Source organism: Natronococcus sp. A-GB1, assembly GCF_029688845.1.
GTDB lineage: Archaea > Halobacteriota > Halobacteria > Halobacteriales > Natrialbaceae > Natronococcus.
The window spans coordinates 1-17635 of record NZ_JARUKW010000035.1; the positions used below are offsets into that span (position 1 = coordinate 1).

The 17635-nt window shown below is 65.7% G+C and carries 17 protein-coding genes and 1 tRNA gene; 9 read left to right on the forward strand and 9 right to left on the reverse strand.

The features are described 5' to 3' along the window. Positions 1–743 precede the first annotated feature (743 nt). The 3 genes from QA600_RS22120 to QA600_RS22130 all read right to left on the reverse strand — a co-directional run bounded on the left by QA600_RS22120 (position 744) and on the right by QA600_RS22130 (position 2368). Entirely contained in the window at positions 744–1499 is a 756-nt protein-coding gene (locus tag QA600_RS22120) for a CHRD domain-containing protein (RefSeq protein WP_278294104.1), read from the reverse strand. Positions 1500–1758: 259 nt separating this feature from the next. Then, positions 1759–2016: a hypothetical protein gene (locus QA600_RS22125; protein ID WP_278294105.1), complete on the reverse strand. Its 258-nt coding sequence runs from the start codon at positions 2014–2016 to the stop codon at positions 1759–1761. Between the two features lie 280 nt (positions 2017–2296). Beyond that, positions 2297–2368: transfer RNA gene (locus tag QA600_RS22130), tRNA-Ala, on the reverse strand. A gap of 201 nt (positions 2369–2569) precedes the next feature. Between QA600_RS22130 and QA600_RS22135 the strand changes: the two genes are divergently transcribed. The 6 genes from QA600_RS22135 (at position 2570) to QA600_RS22160 (ending at position 8642) form a co-directional block, all read left to right on the forward strand. After that, the gene (locus QA600_RS22135; RefSeq protein ID WP_278294106.1) at positions 2570–4165 is read left to right on the forward strand and encodes a long-chain-fatty-acid--CoA ligase; all 1596 of its coding nucleotides are present in this window, start codon (positions 2570–2572) and stop codon (positions 4163–4165) included. A 101-nt stretch (positions 4166–4266) separates the two neighbouring features. Beyond that, positions 4267–5889 (forward strand): long-chain-fatty-acid--CoA ligase, encoded by a 1623-nt coding sequence (locus QA600_RS22140; RefSeq protein WP_278294107.1) that lies wholly within the window; start codon positions 4267–4269, stop codon positions 5887–5889. Positions 5890–6064: 175 nt separating this feature from the next. Next, positions 6065–6532 (forward strand): 30S ribosomal protein S15, encoded by a 468-nt coding sequence (locus QA600_RS22145; RefSeq protein ID WP_278294108.1) that lies wholly within the window; start codon positions 6065–6067, stop codon positions 6530–6532. A gap of 3 nt (positions 6533–6535) precedes the next feature. Beyond that, the gene (locus tag QA600_RS22150) at positions 6536–7714 is read left to right on the forward strand and encodes an exonuclease (RefSeq protein WP_278294109.1); all 1179 of its coding nucleotides are present in this window, start codon (positions 6536–6538) and stop codon (positions 7712–7714) included. Further along, positions 7711–8004: a KEOPS complex subunit Pcc1 gene (locus QA600_RS22155; RefSeq protein ID WP_278294110.1), complete on the forward strand. Its 294-nt coding sequence runs from the start codon at positions 7711–7713 to the stop codon at positions 8002–8004. The genes QA600_RS22150 and QA600_RS22155 overlap by 4 nt, the downstream gene beginning before the upstream one ends. After that, positions 8001–8642, forward strand: a complete 642-nt coding sequence (locus tag QA600_RS22160; protein WP_278294111.1) for a 30S ribosomal protein S3ae — start codon at positions 8001–8003, stop codon at positions 8640–8642. The genes QA600_RS22155 and QA600_RS22160 overlap by 4 nt, the downstream gene beginning before the upstream one ends. 31 nt (positions 8643–8673) lie before the next feature. Here the strand turns inward: QA600_RS22160 and QA600_RS22165 are convergent, their stop codons facing one another. Both QA600_RS22165 and QA600_RS22170 read right to left on the reverse strand, forming a co-directional pair. Next, positions 8674–9627 (reverse strand): DUF3179 domain-containing protein, encoded by a 954-nt coding sequence (locus QA600_RS22165; protein ID WP_278294112.1) that lies wholly within the window; start codon positions 9625–9627, stop codon positions 8674–8676. A gap of 46 nt (positions 9628–9673) precedes the next feature. Next, positions 9674–10117: a plastocyanin/azurin family copper-binding protein gene (locus QA600_RS22170; protein WP_278294113.1), complete on the reverse strand. Its 444-nt coding sequence runs from the start codon at positions 10115–10117 to the stop codon at positions 9674–9676. Between the two features lie 221 nt (positions 10118–10338). Between QA600_RS22170 and QA600_RS22175 the strand changes: the two genes are divergently transcribed. The 3 genes from QA600_RS22175 (at position 10339) to QA600_RS22185 (ending at position 14529) form a co-directional block, all read left to right on the forward strand. After that, the gene (locus QA600_RS22175) at positions 10339–11070 is read left to right on the forward strand and encodes a protein sorting system archaetidylserine synthase (RefSeq protein WP_278294114.1); all 732 of its coding nucleotides are present in this window, start codon (positions 10339–10341) and stop codon (positions 11068–11070) included. 66 nt (positions 11071–11136) lie between these two features. Further along, positions 11137–12720, forward strand: a complete 1584-nt coding sequence (locus tag QA600_RS22180) for a HEAT repeat domain-containing protein (protein ID WP_278294115.1) — start codon at positions 11137–11139, stop codon at positions 12718–12720. Positions 12721–12774: 54 nt separating this feature from the next. Next, a complete protein-coding gene (locus QA600_RS22185) occupies positions 12775–14529 on the forward strand; it encodes a phospholipase D-like domain-containing protein (RefSeq protein ID WP_278294116.1) in 1755 nt (584 codons plus the stop codon). Between the two features lie 27 nt (positions 14530–14556). On the opposite strand, the gene QA600_RS22190 is transcribed toward QA600_RS22185, so the two are convergent. From QA600_RS22190 to sufD, 4 genes are all read right to left on the reverse strand, one after another. After that, entirely contained in the window at positions 14557–14985 is a 429-nt protein-coding gene (locus QA600_RS22190) for a metal-dependent transcriptional regulator (protein WP_278294117.1), read from the reverse strand. Between the two features lie 64 nt (positions 14986–15049). Continuing rightward, entirely contained in the window at positions 15050–15544 is a 495-nt protein-coding gene (locus QA600_RS22195; RefSeq protein ID WP_278294118.1) for a ferritin-like domain-containing protein, read from the reverse strand. Between the two features lie 26 nt (positions 15545–15570). Then, entirely contained in the window at positions 15571–16323 is a 753-nt protein-coding gene (locus QA600_RS22200; RefSeq protein ID WP_278294119.1) for a hypothetical protein, read from the reverse strand. An 80-nt stretch (positions 16324–16403) separates the two neighbouring features. Then, positions 16404–17624 carry a Fe-S cluster assembly protein SufD gene (sufD, locus tag QA600_RS22205; RefSeq protein ID WP_278294120.1) on the reverse strand — a complete coding sequence of 407 codons (1221 nt, stop codon included), beginning with the start codon at positions 17622–17624 and terminating at the stop codon, positions 16404–16406. Positions 17625–17635: the final 11 nt, after the last annotated feature.

The following is a 17635-nucleotide window of genomic DNA, read 5'->3' on the forward strand; positions in this document are numbered from 1 at the left end:
AGCCTTGTCGTCGGCTTTCTCTACCTCTTCTTTGTCGACACCATCGTCGACTTTTTCCTCATCGTAGTCGTCATCGGTCGCAATCACGCCAGCACCGCTGACAATGGCCACTGCCATCATCAGCGCCATCATGAGCGCAATCGCACGTTTTGATATATTTACCATTGGTAGCTCTGCACACCCGAAACGGCCTATCGCCGCCATGCATCGGGTGCACGGGAACAGCTAACCAGAGACCGGATAGTAAGTATCTGCAAGCTACACAGCTCTGCTCGAGAGAGAACCACCGCCGAAAATCCTAGATGCTGCTTACGTGCCGTCCGAGATCCGTTTGCCGCGCCGAACTATTCGAACCGCGATACTGTACACGTTCGGGACAGTTCCCGCGTGACGCCGAAATCGTAGCGAGCACAGGTAACGTGATCCGGCAGACGAAGAACGACTTGTTTCGAAGCCTGAACTGTAGCCACCGACGACCTTCGTTCCCAGCTCTGCTGACGTGTAGTACTGTCATAGAGCGGAATCTATCGATGAGATTCCCGTTCGATCGGCGGTAGGGTGGGCGTACACGACGGACCCACTGATCGAGTCGGTTCGAGACAGGCCGAGCGCCGAAGGAGGATCCACCCGTATCACGGATGGATCGACCGGCGGATATCGAACTCGGTTCTCGACGATCGGTTCCCCCGAAAACGCGATCCACTCGACTCGAGAGCGGTACCCGTTCTCAGACGCGAAAGAGTTCAGTCCGCGTCCTCGTCGTCCGCCGGATCCTGGGGATCGGCAGGTGCACGGTAGACCGGTTCGTCGTCGTCCTCCGCTTCGGCGTCGGATTCCTCACCGTCTCCCGTTTCGGTGTCCGTGTCGTCGGTACCGGACTCCTCACTGTCTTCTTCCTCAGGTTTGGACTCCGTCGCATCCGATTCCGCTCTCTCGTCGGTGTCCGGCTCTGCGGACGACTCGTCCTCGAGGACGATCTGCCCGCGGATCTCACCCTCCGGATGGGCCTCGGTAGCGATGTCGACGTAGATCTCTCGCTCGGCCAGCTTGGCTGCGACCCGCTCGAGATCGTGTCGCTCGAACGCCTCGAGCAACTCGTTGGCGGTGAGAGTTCCCTCGGCGAGGATCCCGTCGAACCGTCCCTCGACGGAGTCGCCGTCTGCACCGGGGTAGAGCTGAACGAACGGCTCTCCGGACTCGCCGTCGGCCCCGTACCCGATATGTGCGTCCGTCGGGTCACAAAGGTAGTCGACGTCGAGCACGTAGTGGACGGCTCGCTCCTCGAAGTCGACCTCGAACGTGGCGGTGCCGCTCGCCTCCGTCTCGACCTCCCGCGGAACGGCCTCCGGCGTGAGCTCCGCAGCGAACATCGTCGGGAGATCCTCGAGATCGGTTTCGTCGTCGGTATTCGCACCCGCAGTCCCCGCTGCGAGTCCGCTACCGATGGTTACACCCGTGGCCCGTAGCACCCATCGCCTGGATCGGAGATCATCAGTCATGTATAGTTGAACTACAGTAGCAGAGATATTTCTGCGAAACCCGATAAACCCATTTTACGTAATTATGTGAGTTTCATACTTTCTAATATGATTTGGCCGAAGGTCGGCCGGTATCGGTTCGCCGCTTCCGAGGCTCAGTTCTCGACCCCGGGTTCGCGAACCGAACCCAGTCCCCGGCGTTCCGGCAGAGGGGTTCGACGGGTACCGGACGACCGAGTCCGCGTTCGGAGTCGTTTCTCGAGACCGAACGAAAGGGCCCCTACGACGTCGGTGCTCCCCTCGGTTTCACGGACGTGACGGGATCGAAGGGGTACCACCACGACGCGATCCACGAAACGAGTAGACGATCGGCTCCGAGTGCGAGCCGACGGCGGTCGACCACTCCGACGACGGCGACCACGAGCTGAACGTCGGGCTCGAGCCCGAGTAGCCCGGGACAGCAGACGGCTCGCTCTTCGACCGCGATCCTGATGAAGCCGACGAATTTCCCGACCGGGGCGATTGGGCGGAGTGGCACTGGGAAGGCGAGGAACCGGAGTAACGGATCAGTTGGAGCTTTTTTGTTTGATAAAACGCAGAACCGTCGAGTACCGCTCGGGACGCTCTGTTCGGCTCACTCATCCCCGGGCCACTCGATTCCACGTTCCCGCGGAAGCCGATTTCTCCCACAGAGCACACGAGTGGCGGGCAGAGGACGGCAAAGAAACGGTACGAACTCGCCGGGACTGGGCATCCCCTCCGAGTTCGTGAGGGACGGCGAGAACACTGCTGGAGCGAGTGAAACGAACGGAAGGAAGTGGACTCGCGGGGATTTGAACCCCGGGCCTTCCCCGTGCCAGGGGGATGATCTACCACTGATCTACGAGCCCTCTCTGCACTCCCTGCTTTTGCACACATCGGTATAAACCCCTCGATATCGGGTGACAGCGGCGGGGAGGGACACGGTACGTGATCTCGAGTCACGCCCGTCTTTCGATCGTAGTTGCCTCGAGTGCGCCGGATCGCCGATGGACACCTCCGCCCATGAGAAAAGATTAGGCAGATACTGCCATTGGATGTGAACGAGACCCATGAAAACGGCAATGCGAACCACCGACTTCCTCGACCGGGCCGTCGATCTCTACGACGACGTGACGGGGATCGTTGCCCACGACGGGACGGAGTACACCTACGCGGAGGTGAACGAGCGGGTGAACCAACTGGCACACGCCCTCGAGGAGGGCGGCGTCGGCCAGGGCGACCGGGTGGCCCTGCTGGCGCCGAACACTCACTACTTCATCGAGACGCTGTACGCGACGAACAAGCTTGGTGCAGTGTTCGTCCCGTTGAACTATCGGCTGACCAGCGGCGAGTACGAGTACATCCTCGGGGACTGTGCGGCGAACACTCTGATCGCCGACTACGAGTACGCCGACACGATCGAGCCGATTCGGGACTCGATCCCCGCCGAGCGGTTCGTCGGCTACCGGGCCGACGAGATCGAGGGGGAGTGGTTGGATTACGAGGCGTTCCTCGAGGGTCAGCCGACCGACGAACCCGACCGTCCCGACATCGGCGAGGACGACGACGCCAGCATCAACTACACCTCGGGGACGACGGGCGATCCGAAAGGTGTCGTCCGCACCCACCGCACGGAACACTGGCACGCCCTCGTGCTCGACCAGCACATGGAGATCCGGGACGACGACACCTACCTCTGGACGCTGCCGATGTTCCACTGCAACGGCTGGGGGCACACGTACGCGATCACGGGCACCGGCGGCACCCATATCTGCCAGCGCACCTTCGACGCCGAGGGCGTCTTCGACCGGGTCCGAGAGTACGACGTGACGTTCATGTGCGGTGCGCCGACGGTGCTGAACTCCCTCATCAAGTACCACGAAGAAAACGACGTCAAGACGGCCGGCGACCGCGACGTTCGGATCGCGACCGCCGGCAGCGCGCCCGCCACCGCCACCATCGAAACCGTCGAGGACGAGTTCGACTGGCGGATCATCCACATCTACGGCCTCACGGAGACTGCGCCGATCATCACGACGAGCAACTCGCCACGACGGCTCGCCCAGCGCGGGCGCGAACTCAAGGTCAAACAGGGCGCTGAGACGCTCTGTACGGATGTCAGGGTCGTCGACGAGGACGGCGAGGACGTTCCCCGCGACGGAGAGACCATCGGCGAGATCGTCGTCCGGGGTAACCAGGTGATGGATCGCTACCTGAACAAACCCGATGCCACCGAGCGAGCGTTCTCCGAGCGTCTCGAGGGGTACTTCCACACCGGCGATCTCGCGACGATCGACGAGGACGGGATGGTCGCGATCCAGGACCGCAAGAAGGACATCATCATCTCCGGCGGGGAGAACATCTCGAGCATCGAGCTCGAGGACGTCCTCTACGACCACCCGGACGTCCAGAAGGCCGCGGTGATTCCCGTTCCGAGCGAGCAGTGGGGCGAGACGCCGAAGGCGCTGATCGTCCCCGGAACCGACGCCGAGCCGACCGAGGAGGAGATCGTCGACTTCGTCACGGATCACCTCGCGGGCTACAAGAAGCCGACGAGCGTTGAGGTCGTCGAGGATCTCCCCGAGACGGCGACGGGGAAGGTCCAGAAGTACGAGCTCCGCGAGCAGTACTGGGACGACGCCGAGCGACGCGTCGGCCAGCAGTAAGCCGAACTGGTTCGGACCGCGCCCCGTCGTTGCCTTTCGGTTTCGACACCGATTGACCCATTCGCAAGGAGTATAATGAACGATATGTAAGAACCTCGTATATGGAGGTTCCGCTCCTCGTAACCGACTTTCTCGACCGCGCACGGAAGTACTACGGCGACGAAGAGGCCGTCGTCGCGACGACGGGTGAACGCTACACCTACGACGAGTTCGGCGACCGCGCCGATCGACTCTCCGCGGTACTCCAGGAGCGGGGCGTAGCGAAGGGGGATCGGGTGGCAGTACTCGACCCGAACACTCACTACCACCTCGAGGCGGCCTACGGGATCATGCAGCTCGGGGCGATCCACACGCCGCTGAACTACCGGCTGACCCCCGATGACTACGCGTACATGCTGAACGACGCGGGCGTCGACACCGTCGTCGCGGACTACGAGTACGCCCACAAGATCGACGCCGTCCGCGACGAGGTGCCGACGGAGACGTTCATCGCGACCGACGCCGACGCCCTCGAGGACTGCGAGGGCGAGTGGGTGGACTTCGAGGACCTGATTGCCGAAACCGACCCCGAGTACGATCGTCCCGAGATGAGCGAGGACGACGTCATCACGATCAACTACACCTCGGGGACGACGGGCGATCCGAAGGGCGTCATGCGGACCCACCGGACCGAGTCGATCCACGCCCAGCTGGTGACGATCCACCACGAGATCAGCGACGACGACGTCTACCTCTGGACGCTGCCGATGTTCCACGTCAACGGCTGGGGCCACATCTACGCGATCACGGGAATCGGCGCGAAACACGTCTGTACCCGCGGGGTCGACGCCGAGGCGAATCTCCGGCAGATCCGCGAGGAGGACGTCTCCTTTCTCTGCTGTGCGCCGACCGTCCTCACCCTCTTCGAGGAGTACCTCGAGGAGGCCGACGTCCCGACGACCGGCGACGCACCGATGCGGGTCACGGCGGCTGGCGCCGCCCCGCCCGAAAGCATCATCGAGACCGTCGAGACCGAGTTCGGCTGGCACTTCCGCCAGCTCTACGGCGCGACCGAAACCGGGCCGCTGATCGGCACCTCCGCGACCCGGCGGCTGATCGACGAGGACAGCGAGGAGCGCTTCGCCCTCAAGAAGCGCCAGGGGATCGCCCCGCTGGCGACCGAGGTCGAGGTCGTCGACGACGACGGGAACGAAGTCCCCTGGGACGACGAGACGATCGGCGAGATCGTCGTCCGGGGCAACCAGGTGATGGATGGCTACTGGGAGAAACCCGAGGAGACCGAGGCGGCGTTCGACGACAAGCGCGAGGGCTGGTTCCACACCGGCGACCTGGCCGTCGTCAACGAGGACGGCCTGATGGCGATCCAGGACCGCAAGAAAGACATCATCGTCTCCGGCGGTGAGAACATCTCGAGTATCGAACTCGAGGACACCCTGTTCAACCATCCCGACGTCGCCGACGTGGCGATTATCCCCGCGCCAAGCGAGAAGTGGGGCGAGACGCCGAAGGCGTTCGTCGTCCCAGCGAACGGCGACCCGGAGAACCCATCGGTCACCGAGGACGATCTGACGGCGTACACCCGCGAGCGGCTCGCGGGCTACAAGGTCGTCCACCGCGTCGAGTTCGTCGACGAACTGCCCAAGACCGCGACGGGCAAGATCCAGAAGTACGAACTCCGCGAGCGCGAGTGGGAGGACGAGGAGTCGATGGTCGGACAGGGCTGAGTGCAGGACGCAACCCTTTAGTCGCTGCTCCCGGTAGCGACGGTGGGAAGCGCACGGCCGCAAATCCGACTCGCTGTCCACCCTTTCGGGCAGCTTGGGATTGCGGAAGTGCACGGGCAGCTGGCAATCCGGCTGCCGAACACTCGAGCGGTCAGTGCGGTTCCTATCCTCACCAATGGCACGAATGCACACCCGCCGTCGTGGCTCGTCCGGATCGGACAAGCCGACGGCAGACGAACCGCCGGAGTGGAGCGACGTCGACGCGGACGACATCGAAGCCCGCGTCGTCGAACTGGCAGAGCAGGGCCACGATCCCAGTCAGATCGGGATCAAGCTGCGTGACGAGGGCGTCACGGGCACGCCCGTCCCGGACGTCAAGCTGGCAACCGGGAAGAAGGTCACCGAGATTCTCGAGGAGAACGACGCGAAAGCGGACATCCCCGAGGACCTGCGCAGTCTGATGCAGCGCGCCGTACGCCTGCGCGAGCACATCCAGCAGAACCCACAGGACTACCAGAACAAGCGCGCCCTGCAGAACACCGAGTCGAAGGTCCGCCGTCTGGTCGACTACTACCGCGGCGACGAACTCGAGGCCGACTTCCAGTACTCCTACGACGTGGCAGTCGAGCTCCTCGAGGAGTAAGGAATGTCTACTGAGGGTCGAACCGCCGAGGCGACGCCAGCCCCTCTCGAGAGCGCCGGCTTCGTCCGGCTCGTCTCGAGCGCCGACGGCGACGCGCTCGCGGCGACCGGGCTGCTCGCCCGGGCAATTCGCGAGCGCGGAACGCCGTTTCAGGTGACCGTCGGCCGCACCGTCACCGAACGAACCGAACGGGCGACGATCGGCGAACCCGAGACCGACGACGCGACGATCGTCGTCGGCAGCGCCGACGCCGACCTCGAGGCGATCCGGCTCGCGGCGACCGACAGGGCCGCCACGCTCGAGGCCGCCGAACTCGTCCGTGAACTGGGCGAGGCGCCCGACCCGGTCCTCGCGCTCGCGGGACTCGTCGCCGCCGGAAGCGAACCCGGCGCCGGCGAGAGCGAGTGGGTACTCGAGACCGCGCGCGATCGCGGTCTCGTCGGTCGGCGACCCGGAGTCGCGGTACCGACCGCGGACCCGGTCGACGGCCTCGCACACTCGACACGCGTTCGCGCCCCGTGGTCCGGCGACCCGGACGCGGTCCGCGACGCGCTTTCGGGACTCGAGCTCCCCGAACCCGACGCACTCGAGGCCAGCGACCACCGAGCGATCGGCTCGCTGGTCGCGCTCGATGCGGTCGGCGCCGAGGACACAGTCGAGGCGAGCGCCCGATCGATCGGGCGCGCGCTGAAGCCGTACGCGACGCCCGAGGGACCGTTTGCGACCGTCGGCGGCTACGCCGATGTGCTCGCGGCGACGGCCCGAACCGAACCCGGAACCGGCGTGGCGCTCGCGATGGGCCACGGCGTCGACCGGGCCGCACTCGAGACCTGGCGGACCCACGGCCGACGCGCCCACGCGGCGCTCGACTCGGCATCGGGCAGCCGACACGACGGCCTGTTCGTCCTCGGAATCGAGGACGGCCCCGTCGAGACGGTTGCCGAGATCGCCGTCGCCTACCGATCGCCGGAACCGACCGTGCTGGTCGTCGGCGACGGCGAGGCCGCACTCGCGACTCGCACCGGCGAGTCACTCGGCTCGACGGTCGAAGCGATCGCCAGGGCACTCGAGGACGACGTCGACGGCCTCGAGTACGACGACGGGCGGCGACGCGGCTACCTGCGGTACGACCCCGAGACGGACGACTCGACGATCATCGCGACGACGAGGGAGTTCAGATGACCCGACGAGCGACGATCCGGACGACCCACGACGATCCGGCACTGATCGCGCGAGCGATCGCACCGGACAACACCGCCGAGATGGAGACGACGGTCGACGACGGCGAGGGGAGCGATCCCTCGAGCGACGACGCGGTCGTCACCCGGATCGAACGCGAGACGACATCGGGGCTGCAGTCGACGGTCGACGACTACGTCGTCAACCTCGCGGTCGCGATCGAGGTCGCACAGCACGCACACCCGACGGACACGGGCACTGTGTCCGACACCCCAGATAACACCAAACTATGAGTGAACGATCGGTTTCACGAACGAAACAGGAAAAGCGGTGGTACACCATCCTCGCGCCCGAGCAGTTCGATCGCAAGGAGCTCGGTGAGACCCCCGCCGACGAACCGGAGAAAGTCTACGACCGAACAATCGAAACGACGCTCGGCGAGATAACGAACAACGCCAGCGAGAACAACACGAAGCTGACCTTCAAGGTCACCGACGTCGGCAGCGACGCGGCGTACACGGAGTTCCAGGAGCACGCCCTGACCCGTGACTACCTGCGCTCGCTCGTTCGACGGGGCGCCTCCAAGGTCGAGGCCTACGTCACGGTCCTCACGACCGACGACTACCGCGTCCAGGTCCAGCCCGTCGCGTTCACGACGAAGAAGGCCGACGCGAGCCAGGAGAAGGCCATCCGCGAGCAGATGGTCCAGATGATCGAGGAGGCCGCCGCCGAGCGAACCTTCGACGAACTCATCGACAGCATCGTCGAAGGACGGCTCTCCTCGGCGATCTACGGCGAGGCCAAGACGATCTACCCGCTGCGACGCGTCGAAATCCAGAAGACGACCCTCGAGGCCCACCCCGAGGAAGTCGCCGAGGAGGAAGCGACCTCCGTCGACGTCGACGAGGAAGACGTCGCAGCCGAGAACTGACGCGACTCGCGAACCCGTTCGATCCCGATTTTTACTGCCGACCGTAGAACGAGTCGACGCCGTGATCGTCCCGCCAGGCGAACGCGAACAGCCGCCGGGCCGGGAGTCGCTCGAGCCGTCGGCCGTCCGCAGCCGAACCGGTGGCGGCGTCCCACGCGGTCCCGTCGGCACGGATCGTCCCGTCGTCGGTTCTGTCGAACTCGAAGCCCGGGTTCTCGAACGCGTGAATCCCCTCATCGGTTGCGAGGACGACGATATCGGTTCCGCCGACGGTGTCGTGGACGACTCCGCCCGCTGTCTCCACCTGTGAGAGGGGGTAGCCGCGCGCTTCGGAGCCGATCTCGAGACCGAGAACGACGGTCTTGGGGCCGAAGTCGGCGTGGTCCCAGGACCGCTCGTCGTCCGTTCCCCGGTGGGCCGCGAGGCCGAACCCGTCGCCCTCGAAGTACCCCACGTACGGGGTCTCATTGTAGTCGATCGGAGCCGGCTCGTCGCCGCCACTCGCGGCTTCGCTCGCCGCGTTCTCGGGAGGCTGTAGCACCAGGCCATCACGATAGCGCTCACGAAACGACTTCAGAGAGAGGACCGCAGCCGGCCGAACCCGCAGCTCCCGTCCCCGCAGCGGGCCGTCGATACACTCGCCCGACGACTGTTTCCACTCGGAGCCGGTCTCTCGGTCGTACATCACCAGGTCGTCGTCGGCGAGCTTTCCGCTAACGCCGAACTCGAGGACACGGCCGTCGACCGCTCGATCGTAGACGATGGCGCTCCCGCAGAGCGGACACCACGTGACCGCGATCGGGTCTCCGTCGACGGCGTCGTTGACGATCTCGTGGTAGTCTAGGACACGGACCGGGTACGCTTTCGGCGCGGAGGCCTCGACGACGACCACCTCGTCGTCGGGGTCGCCGACCCGTTCGGTCCCGAACGTCGGCTCGTCGATGCTCGGAATCGCGTCCCTCGGAATCACCTGACGGACGTTCATGGCGGAGCCCACGGTCCGCCGTGAGAAAAGATCCGCGCCGCGCGGGCTACTCGACGACGACTTCGCCGATCATTCCTCCCTTGACGTGGGGCTCGCAGATGTAGGCGTACGTCCCAGGAACCTCGAAGGTGTGCTCGTACGTGTCCCGCGTTCCGAGCCGTCCGCCGCGGTACTCGTGCCAGGCGTCGATCGCCGTGTCCTCGTCCTCGTAGCCGCCGCTTGCGAAGTACGCGGCGTCGTCGGGGATCTGGTTCTCGAGGGCGGTGACGGTGTGATCGGCCCCGCTCGTGTTCTTCCAGACGACGGTTTCGCCAACGCTCGCGGTGTACGTCTCGGGGAGGAACTCGTTGCGGCTCATCCCGATGTCACACTCCTCGCCGGCACACGGGCCGTCGTCATCGTCGTCGAAGACGCTGAGGACGGACGAGCAACCGGCCAGGCTGGCCGAGGCGGCGGTCCCGACGGTGGCGAGGTAGACGCGCCGGTGCATACGCGAGCGTTAGGACGGTCACGGTATAACGGGCCCGGTTCGGTTCTCGAGCCTGTTGTGTAGTGTCGAACACGTTCGGAGACGGGCGTGACGTGGTCGACCGCCCGAACGGATTCGAGTCGGTCTCGCGTCTCACCTGGTTCGATTCGACCGCCGATCAGATTAGTTCACCTCCTTCTGAAACGAAAACAGTAAGGTATCGGCCGCTCGAATCGAGGAGTATGCTTCCGCGGTTCGTCGGACGACTGGGGGTCGCGGACGCGGTGACGATCGCCAACGCGACGCTGGGGTTTGTCGCGGTCGTCGTCGCGTTCGTCGACATCGAACTCGCGGCGCGGCTCATCCTGCTAGCGGCGATCGCCGACGGCCTCGACGGCCTGCTCGCGCGCCGGTACGGCGGGACCGAGGCGGGGCCCTACCTCGACTCGCTGGCCGACGTCTCCTCGTTCGCCGTCGCTCCGGCCGTCCTCGCGTTCGTCGTCGTCAGCGACGGGCTCGGACTGAGCTTCGACGCCGTTACTGCCGAGTTGCTCGTGGTCACGGCGGTCTGTGCGCTGTTCGTCGCGATGGCCGTCACCCGACTGGGGCTGTACACTGCTTACGACACGACCGGCAGCTACACCGAAGGGGTCCAGACGACGCTGGCCGCGACGATCATCGGCGCCGCCATCCTCGCCGGCGACCCCGCCGACGCCCCCGTGCTCATCCTGGCGATCACGGCCGGTTTCACATATCTGATGGTCTCGCGGATTCCGTATCCGGATCTGCTGGCTCGAGACGCCGCCATCATGGGGGTTGTCCACGCGCTGGCGATCCTCGTGCCGACGGCCGCCGGCCGAACCTTCCCCTACGCCCTGTTGACCCTTGGGATCGCGTACATGACGTTGAGTCCCTGGCTCTACTGGCGCCCCGAACCCCGACCGGCCGAAACCGACCTGCATGGAAACGCTTAGGAACGTGCTGACACGACCTGTACGTATGAACGAAGTCACGCGTCGGTGTCGTCCCCGGGTGATTCCATGAGCGAGGACGAGGCGAACGGTGACGAGGAGCCGGCCGACGAGCCGGACGAGCGGGAAACGGCCGACGAGGAACCCGAAACAGATGCGGCCGAAACCGAGGAGGAAGCGGAAGACCAGGCCGACGAAGAAGCGGAATCCGACGAAGACGGGACCGAGGAGGAGTCAGAGTCGGCCGAAGACACAGAGGACGAAGCAGACACAGACGACGAAGCAGACGCGGAAGACGAGAAAGACCTGGACGAGGATGCGAACGAACTCGAGGCGATCCGCGGCCAGCTCGCCGCCTTCGAGACCCAGATCGAGGAGTTCGAGGCCGAACTCGAGGCCGCCGAGACCGAGGACGACCTCGACGAGGTCGAACCGAAGCTCGAGGCGTTCCACGAGGAGCTCGAGGCCCTCGAGATTCCAGAACCGCCGGAGGAAGACGAGGACGCAGACGAGGACGAAGACGTCGTCCACCCCGAGGAGGAGCTCCAGGACCGCTACGACGAGATCGAGGACGACCTCGACGACCTCGAGGACGACCTCGAGGACCAGCGCGGTCCCTACGCCGAGGACGTGATCGGCGAGATAAACGGCGTCAGCGGAACGATCACCGGCACTCGCTGGACGATCGAGGGCGAGGAGGAGTTGATCGACCCCGTCGAGGCGTTCGTCGCGGAGGCGAACGACCTGCTCGGCGCGTCCGTCTCGGTCCCCGACGACCTCGAGCCCACCGAGTGTGCTGAACTCCGCGAGGACGTTCCCGACGAGGACGAGGGCGTTCCCGAACGACTCGCGGCGACGCTCGAGGACGTCACCGACGCCGTCGAGGACGCCGGCCTCGATCCCGACGAGGACGCCGAGACGATCGCCGCGCTGCTCGAGGCGACCGACGACCTCGAGGACGGCGTCGACGACGCTACCGAGTGGACCGATCTGAAGGTCCGCGAGCAGCTCCGCCGCGAGGGCTTTTACGACGTGCTCGACCACGTCAAGGACTTCCCGCCGGAGTGGCACGCCCTCAAAGTCCACGAGAAGCGAGGCAACGTCGAGATGATCCTGCTCGCGCTCGACTCGCTGGGCTCGGATTTCATGGAAGAACACTGTATGGAAGCCCTCGAGCGGATGGGCCCCAAGGAGGCCATCGACGCGATGCTTCAGAAGGCAAACCGCCGAGACACGCACGCGATGAGCATCCTGGGCAAGATCGGCTCCGACGAGGAGCGGGTCGTCGACGCGCTGCTCGACTACGTCGACTCGAACATCCAGCTCCAGCGGCCTGCGTTCAGGGCCCTGGGCGAAATCGGCGCCGAGGACGCCGTCCAGCCGATCGCCGAGGAGCTCGCCACCAACGACGAGCCGGCCGTTCGCAGCAACGCCGCGCGTTCGCTCGGACTGATCGGAGACACGCGGGCGATCAAGCCGCTTTCGGACGTCCTCGAGGACGACGACGCCGACCGCGTCCGGGCCAGCGCCGCGTGGGCGCTCAACCAGATCGGCACGAAGGAGGCCCTCGAGGTCGTCGCCGACTACGCGGACGACCGCGCCTACCTCGTCCAGGCCGAGGCCGAACGCGCCGACCTCGAGCCGGCTGCCTGATCGTCACTCCTTCTCTCCGCAGGTTTATATCCGAGAGCGCGGCCAGGAGAGCCGATGGTCTCCAGGCGAGTCGCGCTCGTACTCTGCGCGACGGCCTTGCTCGGTACTCTCTTTGGAATCCCGCTTGCGGCGAGTCTCGGCGCCGCGTCTCCCCCGTCGGGGCTCGACGGTCCGGACGCGACAGCCGAAGCTGACGAAGTCGACGGGCTCCGCTGTCCGCAACCGATCGACGCTACCGAAACGGGCGATGATCCTCGGATCGTCGAGCTGTATCCAAACCCAACGGCACACGAAAACGTCGGCGAGTACCTCGTCGTCGAGGTCCCTTCGGAGACCGCCCTCAAGAACTGGTCGGTCACCGACGGCCACACGACCGCCCGATTCCCGAACGAGACGGTGTCCGGACGGGTCGCACTCACGACCGACCCCGAGGAAACCCGAGAACTGACCGACGATCCGGTCATCGAACTCGAGGGAACGGTGCGACTCGCCACCGACGGGGACGGCCTCGAGCTTCGAGACGGGAACCGGACGGTGGATGCGGTGACGTACGACCGCGCGCCGACGGCCGAGCGGTGGTACCGGACGACTGAGACCGACGGCAGCGAGTCAGCCAACGTGACGCCCGCCGATGGCGAGTGGTGGCCCCGCGACGCGACCTGTCTCCCGACGTCGACCGTCGACGCCGACGAGGCGACCGCGTTCGTCCTTCCCGACAGCCCCGATATCCCGCAGGAGACGATCCGCGACGCGGACGACCGGCTCCTGGTAGCCGGCTACACGTTCACCGACGAGGACGTCGCCGACGACCTCGTCGCGGCCGCCGATCGGGGCGTCGACGTGGCAGTGTTGCTCGAGTCGGGGCCCGTCGGCGGGACGCCCGATACGAGCGAGTCCGTCGTCGAGACGCTCGAGCACGGGGGCGTCGACGTTCGATTCGTCGGCGGCGAGGGGGCGCGCTACCGGTTTCACCACCCGAAGTACGCGGTCGCGGACGAGTCGGTCCTCGTAACGAGCGAGAACTGGAAGCCCGCGGGCGTCGGCGGCGAATCGAGTCGCGGCTGGGGCGTTCGCTTCGCGGACGACGCGCTCGCAGACGAGCTGGCTGCGATCTTTCGGGCGGATTTCGAGGGCTGGGACGCCGAGTCGGGAGCGAGCTTCCGTGAAGACACCACGTTTGTCGAGGACGACGCTGCGCCGCCGCGGGAGTTCCCGACGAACCACGGAGCGGAGACCGTCTCGGTCGACGCCGCCGAGCTCCTGCTCGCACCGGAGAACGCCGAGCCGCGGCTGCTGGAGCTGCTCGACGGCGCCGACGACGAGATCCTCATCAAACAAGCGAGCATCGCCGACGATGTCTCCCTGCTCGAGGCGACGCTCGACGCAGCCCGCCGGGGCGTCGACGTCCGGATTCTGCTCGACTCGAGCTGGTACGTCGAGGACGAACACGAGACGCTGGTAGCCGACCTCGAGCGCACGGCCGACAAAGAGGAATTATCGCTCGAGGCCGAACTCGTCGAGGACACCGACGCGTTCGAGAAGATCCACGCGAAGGGGATCGTGATCGACCGCGAGGTCGCCGTCGTCGGGAGCGCGAACTGGAACGAGAACTCGCTGCGGAACAACCGCGAGGTGTTGCTCGCCCTGCACGGAACGGACGCGGCGGCGTACTACGCCGATGTCTTCGAGAGCGATCGGGACGAGGACGACGCCTGGTCGCTCCCGTTCGAACTCTCCGCCGCGGTCGTCGTCGCACTCGCGGTTGCGGCGGTCGTCGGCCACCGGTACGTGCGGTTCGGCTCGGAGTAGTCGGTTTTGCGTTCCGATCCCTGGGCGTTAATCCGCCTGGGTGGAGACCTCGAGGTACTTACAGCAGTCGGCCTCGGGGTCGAAACAGTCCGGACACTCCTCGGGGCGGTCGATGATCGTGTCGAGTCGCTCCGCGACGGTGTCGTCGATCACCGCTTCGAGGGCGTGGGCCTCCTCGCGGAACTCCTCGACCTCGAGGACGTTCGCGAGAAATCGCTCGATAATACAGTAGGTCTGGAGGGCGTCGTGGGCGCGCTCGAGCCCCTCGTCGGTCAGACTGGCTCCCTTGTACTTCTCGTGTTCGACCAGGCCACGCTCCTCGAGCTTCCCGATCATCTCGTTGACGCTGGCCGGGCTGACCTCGAGCAGGTCGGCGAGCGTGCCGGTCGAGGCCGGACCGTCGTCGATGCGCTGTGCGAGGTAGATCGCCTTGAGATACTGGTCTGCGGTGTTCATCGCGTCCCTCCGTCGGTGTCGATCCGGCTGCGATCCGTCGGTCGTCGATCGGTCTGGACGCCGATCATGCTCTGCGCTCCATGATCTCGGTTACTTCTTCGACGCCCTCCCGTTCCTCCTCGCGGATGTCGTACAGCGTCTCGAGGAGCCGATCGCGGTCGATGGCGAACTCGGCGTCGGAGGCCTCGACGGCCTCGATCAGGTCGTCGTAGAACTTGTAGGCAGTCTCCTCGTTGCAGAGCTGATCGTAGAGTACGCCGTCGGTGTCCTCCGGCGGGCCGTACTGCGCGTCGACTAGAGCGTTGATCTCCTCGTAGGCAACCGTCTCGGCGTTGAGGTCGTCGACCAGCGTCTCGAGGCGCTCGCGATGCTCGGCCGACTCCTCGGCGGCTTCGGCGAGCAGCGCCCGCACCTCGTCGTCGATCGCCTCTCGCTCGTCGGCCGGCAGCGACTCGAGGTGGTGGGCGGCGCGCGACTCGACCACCTCCTCCAGGACGACCCCGATCTGGAGGAGTCGGGCGAGCTGGTGGTCGCTCGAGACGCGCTGTCCCAGACTCATACACGTACCGTCGGTGAGCGTGCTACTTAACTTCGGGCATCCTGCCTCCGAGTGCTACCGACGTACCGCCAGACGCGGCTACCGGCGCCGCCCTCGATCGCGTCGACCTGCTCGAAGACGTCCTTGAGAAACGTCCACCAGCCGTCGGCGGTCTCGTAGCCGACAGGATGAGAGTCGTACAGCTCCCCCACGACCGTCGCCTTCTTCGCCCGACCCTCGTCGCGGAGGAAGGCGATCGCGCGTCCGGCGATGGCCCGTCGCCGCTCGCGTCGATCCGCGGATCGACCCGGAACCGACAGCGCGTCGAGATCGACGAGATCGGCGCCAGGTCGGAGGCTCTCTCGTCCGAGCGATGCCGTCGATCGGTACTCGAGGCCTGTTTCGACGCACCGATCCAGCCGACTGCGCGTCTCGGCGACCGCCCGCCGCGAGAGTTTGTCGAGACGATCGACCTGGACCGTCTCGAGGACGGTCGCGTCCGCACCGACGTCGTCCTCAGGAACTCTGGTAACGCGCTCCGGAGGCAGCGATCCCGGAGCGTCGTCGAATCCGTCGGTTTCGGTCGCCCCACTCGGACCGTCCGGGTTTGTCGTGACCGAATTCTGGTCCTCGGACTCGATCTCGAGTCCGTCCGCTCGAGGCCGACCGTCCTCGAGCGCGTCTCGCCGGTCGACGAGCCACCGGACGTAGGCGCCTCGGCTCTCGAATCCCAGAAGTCGTCGCTCCGCCTCGAGTTCCTCGAGCGTTTCGGCGTCGAATGCGACCGACAGCCCCGGCATTACCGATTGGTACCGGGCTTCGATACAAAAAAGCTCGTCAGACGGACGAAAACGGCGCGTCCGAACCGCTTTGATCGTCGTTAGTCGCGCTTCCGGAGACGCGCGGCGACGAGTTCCTCGAGGTCCTCGCGGAGCTCGTCGACCGCGATCTCGTCGAGGACGGGCACGAAGAACCCTTCGACGAGCATGTTGCGCGCGTCCCGGGGCGAGATGCCGCGGGAGGTCATGTACAGCAGGTCCTCCTGGTCGATCTGACCGACCGTCGCGGAGTGGCTGGCCTCGGTATCGTGGTTGTTGATGATCAGCTTCGGCGAGGCGTCGGCCTCGCTCTCGTCGCTAAGCATCAGCGTGTTCTCGCGCTGGTAGGAACTCGTGTCCCACGCGTCGCGACCGACGTCCTGGACCCCCTCGTACACCGAGCGGGCGACGTCGTCGGTGACGCCGCGGGTGACGAGGTCGGCCGTCGTGTGCTCGCCGCGGTGCCAGACCTTCGCGTCGAGGTCAAAGTGCTGGTCGTTGTGGCCGTAGAAGGCACCGACGATCTGGGTCTCCGAGGAGTCGCCGTTGAGCTCCGTCGAGACGCCGGACTTGGTCAGCTGTGTGCCGACGTTGACCTCGATCCAGTTGATGGTCGCGTAGGTGTCGGCGTCGCCGCGCTTGAGCGCGAAGTTGTAGGCCTCCTCCGAGAGGTTTTGAAGGCTGCCGTACTGAACGTTGCTGTTCTCGCCGGCGGCGACCTCGACGATCCCGCTGTAGTACTGCTCCTCGGCCTCCTCGCCGGTCGACTGGCGCTCCATGATCGTAACCGAGGAGGACTCCTCGGTGACGACGAGCGTGTAGTTGAACAGCGAACTGGAGTTCTGCTCGGTCCGGATCGTCACGTCCTCGGCGTCGACACCCTCGGGGACGTAGACCACGGTCCCGGTGCTGAACAGCGCCGTCGACAGCGCCGTCAGGTAGTTCTCCTGGGGGTCGACGATCGAGCCGAAGTGCTCGTACAGGAGCTCTTCGTGTTCCTGGACGGCCTCGCTCCAGGGAAGGACCTCGACCTCGTCGGGCCCGACCTGATCCTTGTTCTCCGCCGCGTTCAGCGGATCGACCAGCGACTCGAAGTCGAGCTCGTGGAGGTTCGTCCAGTCCCGACCCGGCGTCCGGATGACGTCGGGCATGTCGAGCTCCTCGAGGGCCTCAAGGGCCTCGAGGCGGGTCTCGAGCAGCCAGTCGGGCTCGTCGAGATCGCCGCTGATCTGGCGTACCTGTTCTTCGGTCAGATTGGCGTGTACCTGCGTTCCTGCGCTCATATTATCCGAGG